The organism is Hydrogenophaga sp. (assembly GCF_051007235.1).
Taxonomy (GTDB): Bacteria; Pseudomonadota; Gammaproteobacteria; order Burkholderiales; family Burkholderiaceae_C; genus Hydrogenophaga.
In genome coordinates this window covers 1-10,524 of record NZ_JBPCSJ010000521.1, presented here as the reverse complement: position 1 = coordinate 10,524, position 10,524 = coordinate 1, and the positions used below count along the sequence as shown (strand labels likewise).

The 10,524-nt window shown below is 69.2% G+C and carries 10 protein-coding genes and 1 pseudogene; 7 read left to right on the top strand and 4 right to left on the bottom strand.

Annotated elements, in window-relative coordinates; translation table 11 throughout:
- Positions 1–230: 230 nt before the first annotated feature.
- Positions 231–2,345, bottom strand: coding sequence for an ATP-dependent DNA helicase RecG (recG, locus tag ACR2JA_RS18450; protein WP_434010526.1), 2,115 nt, complete (start codon positions 2,343–2,345; stop codon positions 231–233).
- A 69-nt stretch (positions 2,346–2,414) separates the two neighbouring features.
- Between recG and queA the strand changes: the two genes are divergently transcribed.
- The gene (queA, locus tag ACR2JA_RS18445) at positions 2,415–3,539 is read left to right on the top strand and encodes a tRNA preQ1(34) S-adenosylmethionine ribosyltransferase-isomerase QueA (protein WP_434010525.1); all 1,125 of its coding nucleotides are present in this window, start codon (positions 2,415–2,417) and stop codon (positions 3,537–3,539) included.
- A 53-nt stretch (positions 3,540–3,592) separates the two neighbouring features.
- On the opposite strand, the gene ACR2JA_RS18440 is transcribed toward queA, so the two are convergent.
- The 3 genes and pseudogenes from ACR2JA_RS18440 to ACR2JA_RS18430 all read right to left on the bottom strand — a co-directional run bounded on the left by ACR2JA_RS18440 (position 3,593) and on the right by ACR2JA_RS18430 (position 5,711).
- On the bottom strand, positions 3,593–3,907 hold the full coding sequence (locus ACR2JA_RS18440; protein WP_434010524.1) for a non-heme iron oxygenase ferredoxin subunit: 315 nt from the start codon (positions 3,905–3,907) through the stop codon (positions 3,593–3,595).
- A 2-nt stretch (positions 3,908–3,909) separates the two neighbouring features.
- A pseudogene (locus ACR2JA_RS18435) lies at positions 3,910–4,401 on the bottom strand (aromatic-ring-hydroxylating dioxygenase subunit beta).
- Positions 4,398–5,711, bottom strand: coding sequence for an aromatic ring-hydroxylating dioxygenase subunit alpha (locus ACR2JA_RS18430; protein ID WP_434010523.1), 1,314 nt, complete (start codon positions 5,709–5,711; stop codon positions 4,398–4,400). The pseudogene ACR2JA_RS18435 and the gene ACR2JA_RS18430 overlap by 4 nt, the downstream one beginning before the upstream one ends.
- A gap of 109 nt (positions 5,712–5,820) precedes the next feature.
- Between ACR2JA_RS18430 and ACR2JA_RS18425 the strand changes: the two genes are divergently transcribed.
- The 6 genes from ACR2JA_RS18425 to ACR2JA_RS18400 all read left to right on the top strand — a co-directional run.
- Positions 5,821–6,738, top strand: a complete 918-nt coding sequence (locus tag ACR2JA_RS18425; RefSeq protein ID WP_434010522.1) for a LysR family transcriptional regulator — start codon at positions 5,821–5,823, stop codon at positions 6,736–6,738.
- A 158-nt stretch (positions 6,739–6,896) separates the two neighbouring features.
- Entirely contained in the window at positions 6,897–7,037 is a 141-nt protein-coding gene (locus tag ACR2JA_RS18420) for a hypothetical protein (protein WP_434010521.1), read from the top strand.
- Positions 7,034–8,296, top strand: a complete 1,263-nt coding sequence (locus tag ACR2JA_RS18415) for a PQQ-dependent sugar dehydrogenase (protein WP_434010520.1) — start codon at positions 7,034–7,036, stop codon at positions 8,294–8,296. Before ACR2JA_RS18420 ends, ACR2JA_RS18415 begins: the two co-directional genes overlap by 4 nt.
- Positions 8,297–8,436: 140 nt before the next feature.
- The gene (locus ACR2JA_RS18410) at positions 8,437–8,826 is read left to right on the top strand and encodes a c-type cytochrome (RefSeq protein ID WP_434010519.1); all 390 of its coding nucleotides are present in this window, start codon (positions 8,437–8,439) and stop codon (positions 8,824–8,826) included.
- A gap of 36 nt (positions 8,827–8,862) precedes the next feature.
- Positions 8,863–10,029 (top strand): tRNA guanosine(34) transglycosylase Tgt, encoded by a 1,167-nt coding sequence (gene tgt / locus ACR2JA_RS18405; RefSeq protein WP_434010518.1) that lies wholly within the window; start codon positions 8,863–8,865, stop codon positions 10,027–10,029.
- A 23-nt stretch (positions 10,030–10,052) separates the two neighbouring features.
- Positions 10,053–10,524 (top strand): YiiX/YebB-like N1pC/P60 family cysteine hydrolase (locus ACR2JA_RS18400; RefSeq protein WP_434010517.1); only part of this gene is annotated, 472 nt, incomplete at its 3' end.

The following is a 10,524-nucleotide window of genomic DNA, read 5'->3' as shown; positions in this document are numbered from 1 at the left end:
GCGGAGTATTTGAAGGCGTAGGTGAGGGTGCCCCCCGCGCGGCCTGCGGCGTCACCCCCTCAGGGGGCGATGCGTGTGGCCCGGCAGAGCCGGTTCCACCACATCCTCGAACCAGACACGTTCGCCGGAAGGGTTGTTGTTCCAGGGCACCGCGGAACTGGCTTTGCCAGGCCGCCAGTGCCGCCCCCTGGGGGGGGTGACGCCGCAGGCGGCGCGGGGGGGAACCTCACCTACGCCTTCAAATACTCCGCCTTGGTGCCGAGCCAGCGGGCCACATGCCGCTCGGCGGCTTCGGGGAAACGGGTCAGCATCTCGGCGGCTGCGGTGCGCGCCCATTCCAGCAGGTGGGTGTCGGTGGCCAGATCGGCAAAACGCAGCAGCGCCGCGCCGGACTGGCGGGCGCCCAGGAACTCGCCCGGGCCGCGGATCTCCAGGTCACGCCGGGCAATCTCGAAACCGTCGTTGGTCTCGGCCATGGCCTTGAGCCGTTCGCGCGCGACCTCACCCAGGCGCCCGCTTTCGTTGGGCACGTACATGAGCACACAGGCCGAAGCGGCAGCGCCGCGCCCAACCCGCCCACGCAACTGGTGCAGCTGCGACAGGCCAAAACGCTCGGCGTGCTCGATCACCATCAGCGAGGCATTGGGCACGTCCACGCCCACCTCGATCACCGTGGTCGAGACCAGCTCGCCCATCTGCCCACCGCTGAACAGGCTCATCACCGCTTTCTTATCGGCCACCGGCATGCGCGAGTGCAGCAGGCCGACGAGCACGCCCGGCAGCAGTTGCGACAGCTCGGCATGCGTGGCGGTGGCGTTGGACAGGTCGATCGCCTCGCTCTCCTCGATCAGCGGGCAGACCCAGTAGACCTGCCGGCCCTCGGTCACCTGGGCATGGATGCGTTCGATCACCTCGTGGCGGCGGCTGTCGGACACCACCTTGGTCACGATGGGCGTGCGGCCGGGCGGCAGCTCGTCGATGGTGGACACGTCCAGGTCGGCGTAGTAGCTCATGGCCAGGGTGCGCGGGATCGGCGTGGCGCTCATCATCAACAGGTGCGGTTCGCCCGCGCCCAGCTCGGCGCCCCCCATCTTGCTGCGCAGCGCCAGCCGCTGCGCCACGCCAAAGCGGTGCTGCTCGTCGATGATGGCCAGCGCCAGGTTCTTGAACTGCACCTGGTCCTGGATCACGGCGTGCGTGCCCACCACCAGCGCGGCCTCGCCGCTGGCGATCAGGGCCAGCATTTCGGTGCGCTGTTTCTTTTTCTGACTGCCGGTGAGCCAGGCCACGCGCTTGCCCAGCGGCGTGAGCAGCGGCTCCAGCCAGCCGATGAGTTTGGCGAAGTGCTGCTCGGCCAGGATTTCGGTCGGCGCCATCAGCGCGCATTGCCAGCCGCTGTCCATGGCAATTGCCGCGGCCAGCGCGGCCACCACCGTCTTGCCCGAACCCACATCGCCCTGCAGCAGACGGTGCATGGGCACCTGGCGCGCCAGGTCGCGCGCAATCTCTTCGCCCACACGGCGCTGTGCCGCCGTCAGCGCGAACGGCAGTGTGGCCAGCAGCTGTTCGTGCAGGCCACCGGCCTGGGTCGTCAGGGTCGGGGCCCGCAAAGCGTCGCGCTCGCGTTTGGCGGTCAGCTGCGAAAGCTGCTGGGCCAGCAGCTCCTCGGCCTTCAGGCGCTGCCAGGCCGGGTGGCTGCGGTCTTCCAGCGCGGCCAGCGAGACGTCCGACCCCGGGTGGTGCAGGTATTCCAGCGCCTGGCGCAGTGAGAGCAGCGGCGCGCGCAGGCCGCGCAGGGTCTCCTGCAACGAGGTCAACATGGGCTGCGGCAGGGTCTCGCTCAGGTCGGCGCGCTTGAGACCCGACACCACGGCCTTGCGCAGGTAGGCCTGGGGCAGCTGGGCGCTGGTCGGGTAGACGGGGGTCAGCGCGTCGGGCAACTCGCCACCGGCCGCGTGAAACGACGGATGCATCATGGTCTTGCCCATGAAGCCGCCGCGCACCTCGCCGCGCACGCGCACCCGCGCGCCCTCGGCCAGGGTTTTCTGGTGCGCCGGGTAGAAGCTGAAAAAACGCAGCGTGCAGGTGTCGGTGCCATCGTCCAGCGTCACCAGCAGCTGGCGGCGCGGGCGGTAGCTGATCTCCTGCTGGGTGACCGTGCCTTCGACCTGCACCACGTGACCATCGCGCGCCTCGCGCAGGGTGACGATCCGCGTCTCATCCTCGTAGCGCAGCGGCAAGTGCAGCGCCAGGTCGATGTCGCGCACCAGCCCGAGCTTGTGCATCGCCTTCTGCGGAGCAGAGAGTTCCTTGCGGGGGGCGGCAGAGGGCACAGCGTCGGGCATGGGAGAATTCTGCCTGTATTTCCATCCATACCTTCACTTGGAACGGGCCCTGTCCGGCCCTCAAGCAGCATGACCTCTTCTTCGTCCTCTCCGGCGCGCAGCTTCACCGTTGCCGACTTCGATTTCACCCTCCCCGAATCCCTGATCGCCCAGCACCCGGCGGCCGAACGCAGCGCCTCGCGCCTGCTCGACGGCACCGGGCCGCAGCCGGTGGACCGCATCTTCCGCACGCTGCCCGACCTGCTGCGCAGCGGCGACCTGCTGGTGTTCAACGATACCCAGGTCGTCAAGGCCCGCCTGTTCGGTGAAAAGGCCAGCGGCGGCAAGTTCGAGATCCTGATCGAGCGCGTGCTGCTGCCGCACGAGGCGCTGGACGGCTCGGGGCAGGAAGTGGTGGCCCACATCCGCGTGAGCAAGAAGCCGCAACCCGGCGGTCTGCTGCACCTGGCCGGAGGGCTGAAAGGCGGCGGCTTCGACGCCGTGTTCCTCGGCCGCTGGCCCGATGAGCAGGGACAGCTGTTCCGCCTGCGCCTGCAGGGCACGGCGGGTGAAACGCCCTACGAGCTGATGGCGCGCCACGGCCACGTGCCGCTGCCGCCCTACATCACCCACGCCGACGAAGCCGACGACGAGCGCCGCTACCAGACCGTGTTCGCGCGTGTGCCCGGCGCGGTGGCCGCGCCCACGGCAGCGCTGCACTTCGACGAGGGTGTGCTGGCCGCGCTCGAAGCACGCGGCGTGCAGCGCGCCAACGTCACGCTGCACGTGGGCGCCGGCACCTTCGCCCCGATGAAGACCGAGCGCATCGAGGAGCACGTGATGCACCACGAGCGCTACGCGATCCCGCCGGAAACCGTCCAGGCCATCGCCGACTGCCGCGCGCGCGGCGGCCGCGTGGTGGCGGTGGGCACGACCACGGTGCGCACGCTGGAGAGCTGGGCCAAGACCGGCGAGCTGCAGGGCGACACCAACATCTTCATCACCCCGGGTTTCGACTTCCGCGTGGTGGACCTGCTGATCACCAACTTCCACCTGCCCAAGAGCACGCTGATGATGCTGGTCAGCGCCTTCGCGGGCTACGAGCCCATCATGGCGCTCTACCGCTACGCGGTGGCGCAGGGCTACCGGTTCTTCAGCTACGGCGACTCGATGCTGCTGGAGCGGTCCACGGCCGCAGCGACGGGCCGCCCCTAGCAAGGCCAGTCCCCTTGGGGGGCAGCGACGCGCGCGGCGGCGGAGCGTGGGGGTCATCCATCGAGATCCAGCCAGACGCGCCCTCCCTCCACCTTCACTGGCCAGACCTTGATGGCCTCGGTGCAGGGCGCAAAAGTGGCGTCGCCGGTGCGCAGGTCGAAGCGGCCCTGGTGGAACGGGCATTCGATCTCGTGACCTTCCACGAAGCCGTCGCACAGCTTCGCGTTGCCGTGGGTGCAAAGGTTGTCGGTCGCGAACACCTCACCGTCCACCGCAAACAGCGCAATGTCGCGTCCGCCCGGCGCCACCGGAATGCCGGCGCCTTCAAACAGATCGGCCTCGGCGGCCACGTCGGTCCAGTTGCTCATGATCAGATCGGATAGATGATGGAGTTGGGGATCATCTCGCTGTCGTAGATGCAAAGTCGCTGGGCGAATTTGAACCCGTCGGGCGTGTTCACCACGATGTCGATGTAGCGTCCGACGTTGAACACGGTGCTCGGGCCATCGAGCTTGGTGCGGAACACCGCGTAGTGGGCTTCGCAGTGCCAGCGGCCTTGTTAGTCGATGTGCCGCACCACCGGCGCACCGACGACGTGGCGCTGGTAGTACGGGTCGTGGAACAGCGTCTCCTGGATGCCGTAGACCCGGTCGCGCAGCATGGCCTGGCTGTCGAAGGCGAGCGTGGAGAGCGGAAAGCCCCGCTCATGGTTCTCGCGCGGCTGCAGCTTGTAGACGCCGTCCACCGTGAAGAAGTCGGGCCACAGTGCCCACTGCCCACTGTCCACGGCCGAGGCGTAGTCGCTGTAGAGCTGCTGCAGCGCCTGCCAGGTGTCGAAATCGACCTTGACGAGCGCGCTCATGGCTTGGCCTCCGGCGCGGTGGACGGCTCTGGGCTTTCCATCACCTTGCGCCAGTATTCGTACATGCCGCGGATCAGCGTTTCGGTCACCATGTGATCGGTCTCGCCCACCTCGCGCCCACCCAGCTCGGCCAGCGCTCGGTGCTGCGGTTTGCTGTCGAAGGCCTGCTGCGAGAACTCGATCACCTCGCCGTCGTCGGCGCTCACAAAACCGGCGGGGCCGAACAGGTTGGCCTGGCGCAGTCGGCGCTCGGTCATCTCGGGCGTGTCGTCCGCAAAGCCGAAGTGCGTCCACACAAAGTCGAAGGCACCGTGGCCGTCGGGCTGGATGTGGCGCGTGCTCACGCTGTTCACCTGCTGCTGGAAGATCACGCTGGGGAACAGGGTCGTCATCACCGCTGTGGGCATCTTGTCTTCGAGTTGCCACCAGGGCTCGGGCACGATGTCCAGGAAGCGCGGGTCTTCGAGCTGCATGCTTTCCTTGAAGCTCGACACCTGGGTCACCTGCGCTGCCTGGCCACTGGCCTGGCCCATGCTGCCGCGGGTGGAGACCATGGCGGCGTGGCGGTGGTGCGCGTCCATGCGCAGCTCGCTCTTGTTGTCGGCGCGCCAGAGGCCGAAGGTCACGAACCAGGTGTGCAGCAGGCCGGGGTGGTACGGGTCCTTGATGTTCTCCTGCATCAGTTTCCAGTTGCCGGGAATGCGCTGGCGGTTGTAGCCCAGGATGGTGAGCTGTCGGCCGTTGAACAGGCGGTCGAAGTACCGCAGGATGGTGGGGCCCATGTAGTCTTCCAGCGATTCGACCCCGTGGTCGAACGATGCGAACACCACGCCGCCGCGCACGGCCACCTTCAGCCGCGTCAGGCCGTGGTCCTTGGGGTTGAAGTCGGCCGGCATGCCGCCGTTGACCTTGCCGTCCTGCCGCACACCGCGGCGGAACGGCACGCCCTGCAGGCTGCCGTCGGGCTGGTAGCTCCACTGGTGGTAGGGGCAGACGAACTCGGTGGCGTTGCCGTGGCGCTTGCGGCAAAAGCGCATGCCGCGATGCGCGCAGACGTTCTCCACCACGTGGATCTGGCCGTCGGCCGCGCGGGTCATGATGACCGAGCGCTCGCCGACCACGGTGCGCTTGAAGTCGCCGGCGTTCGGGATCTCAGCCTCCAGGCCGACGTAACACCAGTGGCCTTGGTAGAAAAGGCGTTCGAGCTCGCGCTGGTGGCGTTGTTCGTCGGTGTAGACGGCGAAGGGGATGCGGCTGGTGCCGCCACCTTCCCACGGCAGGGTATCGGGCCCCGGGGTGGCTGTGTGCATGCGTTGTCTCCAATGCTTGTCGTTGTGGCCGCAGATGGTGGCGAAGACACGCCCATCCGGCAACCGAATCCGGGTGATAGGCGCTATTCACCAATGAAATAATGCCGACATGGAACTCGCCGATCTCGATCTGAACCTGCTGGTGGTGTTCCAGGCGCTGCTGCGCGAGCGCCGCGTCTCCCGCGTGGCCACCGAGCTGGGCCTGAGCCAGCCGGCCGTGAGCAACGCGCTGCGCCGCCTGCGCCTGCTGCTGGGCGACGAGCTGTTCCTGCGCACGGCCGCGGGCATGGAGCCGACGCCTTACGCGCAGCAGCTGGCGGCGCCGGTGTCGCAGGCGCTGGACACGCTGCGCGAAGCGCTGAACGTGCGCGCCTCGTTCGACCCCGCCAGCAGCACCCGCTGCTTCACCCTGGCCATGACGGACGTGGGCGAGACCTATTTTTTGCCGGTGCTGATGGACGCGCTGGCACAGACCGCCCCTGGCGTGACGCTGCGCTGCGTGCCGGTGGCCGACACCACGCTGCGCGAAGACATGGCCGCCGGCCGGGTGGACCTGGCCCTGGGCCTGCTGCCGCAACTGCAGGCCGGGTTTTTCCAGCAGACGCTGTTCCGCCAGCGGTATGTGGCGTTGCTGCGCGCCGGCCACCCGCTGGCGGCCCGGCCGCAGCTCACGGCCGCCGCCTACCGCCAGGCCGCGCATGTGCGCGTGGTGGCGGCTGGCACCGGCCACGGCCGGGTCGACGAAGCCCTGCAGCGCCTGGGCGTGGAGCGGCGCGTGCAACTGACGGTGCCGCACTACGTGGCGCTGGGCCATGTGCTGGCCAGCACCGACCTGGTGGCCACCGTGCCCGAGCGCTTTGCCCAGCACGCGGTGGGCCCGTTCGGGCTGGTCGCACGGCCCCTGACCCTCAAGCTGCCAGGGAGCACCATCGCCCAGCTCTGGCACGGCCAGCTGCACCGCGATCCGGGCCACCAGTGGCTGCGCGGGCTGGTGGCTCAGCGGTTTGGCGCGGGACCGGTTCCCTGAGCACGGCAGCCCCCTGACCGTGGCCGATCCACCATGCCAGCGTGGCGGGCAGCACACATTTGCATACCTTTGACTGCTTTTTTACATGCAAGTCCGGCTTCCAGGATCAAAATGCGGTCCTTTGCACAACACATCTAACGGGTGCTTCTGTGGTCGAAATGCTGCTTCGCCTGAGCCTGGCCCTGGTGCTTTCCCTGGGGCTGGCCATCCTGTTCGCCTGGGGTTGGGACCGATCGGAGACGCCGTCCCCATCGGTCTCGCCGGTGCTGGCGGCCAGCCCGCTGATCCCGGTGCGTTGACCGTCGCCGTGCGGCGAGCGGTCTCCCTCCTCGCCGCCCTGGCCGGTCTGGCCGGGGCCTGGTCATCCGCCCACGCTGCGCCTCAGGCCTACGCCACCCGCGGCCAGTGCGCGGGCCATCCCCGTGTCGATCTGCGCGTGCCCGCCGGCTGGTGCGCCGGCCTGGTGGCCACCGCCGCCCAGGGCCTGCAGATGCCGCGCCGCCTGCTGGAGGTGGCACCGCACCGGTTCTGGATCGTCGACATGGGCAGCTGGGAACCCCGCCGCGGCCGCCTGCTGGAACTGCGCACCGACACCCAGCCGCCCACCCTGCACACACTGGCCAGCGGGCTGGACCGTCCGCACGGTCTGGCGCGCGGGCCTGACGGCCGGGTGTATGTGGGCGAAGCCGGCACCGTCTGGCGCACCCCGGTGGCCGATGCCCTGCGGCGCGAGGACGTCATCACCGGTCTGCCGGCCGACGGTGCCCACCCGCTCAAGGAACTGGCCTTTGGCCGTGACGGGTCGCTCTACCTCAACGTGGGTTCGGCCACCGACGCCTGCCGCAACGACCAGCAGCGGCAACCCCTGCCCTGCCCCGAAACCAGCGGCCCCCGGCCACGTGCTGCGGTGTACCGGGCGGTGCTGGGCGGCCCGAACCACACCCTGCAATCGCTGCAGCCGCATGCCACCGGCCTGCGCAACTCGTTGGCGCTGGCGGTGGTGCCCGGCGCCAGCGGCACCGAGCGGCTGTGGCAGGCCGAAAACTCGGTGGACTACCCCGACGCCCAGGCCCCGGCCGAAGAGCTCAACGAACTGGTGGCCGGCTCGCAGCACGGATGGCCCGGCTGCGTGAGCGATGCCAAGGGCCGCAGCGTGGTGGCCCGCGGCTACGAAGGTCGCGCCCGGTGCACCGCCCCCCAGCGCGCACCCCACCAGGCCTGGCCGGCCCACGTGGCGCCGCTGCAGCTGCTGGCGGTGCCGCCAGCCAGCGCCGGCCAAACCGCCACGCCGTGGAGCGGCCACCTGCTGGCCGTGTGGCACGGCTACCGCGCGGGCGGCCAGCGCATCGTGGGCTGGCGGCTGGGGGCCGACGGTGCGCCGCAGGGCGCGCGGCAAGACCTCGTCAGCGGCTGGCAGGCCCGTCCCGGCGTGCGCCCGCTGGGCGCGCCGGCCGGCGCCGCGGTGGACCACCTGGGCCGCCTCTGGGTGGTGGAAGACCGCAACCACACCGTGCTGGTGGTGGCGCCGCTGGCGCCGGTCGCCGGTGCGGCGCGCTGACCACAGCATGGCAACGCCCGGCGGCCCGGCTGTCGCACATTGCGACGCGCGCCGGCCGCCTTGACAAAGATCAAATGCGCGGCCGGTGCCGCTGCTAGCCTGAGCCCATTCACCTCAATCCAACCCACGGAGATCACCCCATGAACCGCCACACCCTGCTGCTCGCCTCGGCCTTGCTGGCCACCACCGCCTGGGCCGGACCGGCCGACGACGCAGCGGCCATCCAGCTCGCCACCAACGCCGGCTGCATGACCTGCCACCACATCGAACCCGGTGCCAAAGGCCCGGGCGGCCTGCCCCCCATCGGCCCGGCCTGGCGCGACGTGTCCGCCAAATACAAGAGCGTCAAGGGCGCGCAGCAGCAGCTGACCGCCACCGTCATGGCCGGCTCCAGCCCGTACGAAAGCCACTGGAAGGGCAAGGTCAGCGGCCTGTCCATGCCGCCCAACAAGGTGGCCATCACCGAAGCCGACGCCGCCAAGCTGGTGTCGTGGATCCTGGCGCTGGAGCCGGCCGCCGGCCCCCTGTGAGCCCGCGGTGGGCATGGCTGGGCGACAATCGCCGCCATGCTCCAGTTCGACGTTCTCAAGACCGAAGGCCACGCCCGCCGTGGCCGCCTCACCCTCAACCACGGCGTGGTTGAGACCCCCATCTTCATGCCCGTGGGCACCTACGGCACGGTCAAGGGGGTCATGCCTTCCAGCCTGGAAGACATGGGCGCCCAGATCATCCTGGGCAACACCTTCCACCTCTGGATGCGGCCCGGCCGCGAAGTCATGGCCAGCTTCGGTGGCCTGCACGGCTTCGAGAAGTGGAACAAGCCCATCCTCACTGATTCGGGCGGTTTCCAGGTCTGGAGCCTGGGCGCCATGCGCAAGATCACCGAAGAAGGCGTGACCTTCGCCAGCCCGGTCAACGGCGACAAGCTGTTCATGTCGCCCGAGGTCAGCATGCAGATCCAGACCGGGCTCAACAGCGACATCGTCATGCAGCTGGACGAGTGCACGCCGTACGAGACCAACGGCCACCTGACCACCGAGGCCGATGCGCGCAAGAGCATGGAGATGAGCCGGCGCTGGGCGGTGCGATCCAAGGACGAATTCGCGCGGCTGGAAAACCCCAACGCGCTGTTCGGCATCGTGCAGGGCGGCATGTTCGAGCACCTGCGCCAGGAGTCGCTGGAGGCCCTGGTCGAAATGGACTTCCCCGGCTACGCCATCGGTGGCGTGAGCGTGGGAGAGCCCAAAGAACAGATGCTGCAGATCATGGCGCACACGCCGCATCGGCTGCCGGCCCACAAGCCGCGCTACCTGATGGGCGTGGGCACACCTGAAGACCTGGTGCAGGGCGTGGCCGACGGTGTGGACATGTTCGACTGCGTCATGCCCACGCGCAACGCGCGCAACGGCACGCTGTTCACCCGCTACGGCGACCTGAAGATCCGCAACGCCCGCCACAAGACCGACCACCAGCCGCTGGACGCCACCTGCACCTGCTACGCCTGCGCGGGCAAGAGCGGCGTGAGCTGGGCGGACGGCGGGCGCGACGGCTTCAGCCGCGCCTACCTGCACCACCTGGACCGTTGTGGCGAAATGCTGGGCCCCATGCTCAGCACCATCCACAACCTGCACTACTACCTGAACCTGATGCAGGAGGTGCGCAACGCGCTGGACGCCGGCCGCTTCGAAGCCTTCCGCCAGCAGTTCAAGAGCGACCGCGCGCGCGGCGTCTGACCGTCCACCGACCGGAGCCCCCCATGCCGCTGATCGCCCGCGCCCTGCTGCTGATGGCCCTGATCGCCGGCCTGGCCGGCTGCGCCAGCCGGGTGGACCCGATGGCCCTCACCGAAGGCCAGACGCCGGTGCGGTTGCAGAACCGGCTGCTGCTCACCCCGGCCAATGGCGGCCAGCGCATCGCCAGCACCGACCTCAAGCCAGGCGACATCATCCTGTCGAACACCAATGGCGTGGTGTCGGTCGGTATCCGGGCGCTGACGGTCTCGCCCGTGAGCCACGCGGCGCTGTACCTGGGCGACGACCAGATCGCCGAAGCGGTGGGTTCGGGCATCCGCATCCGCCGCACGGCCGACTTCATGGCGGACGAATCCACCGTGGTCGCCTTCCGACACCCGGGCCTGCGCCCCGAACACGCCGAGGCCATGCGCCGCTTCGCGCAGCAGCACGATGGCAAGAAATACAACATGGTCGGCATCGTGCTGCAGGCACCGT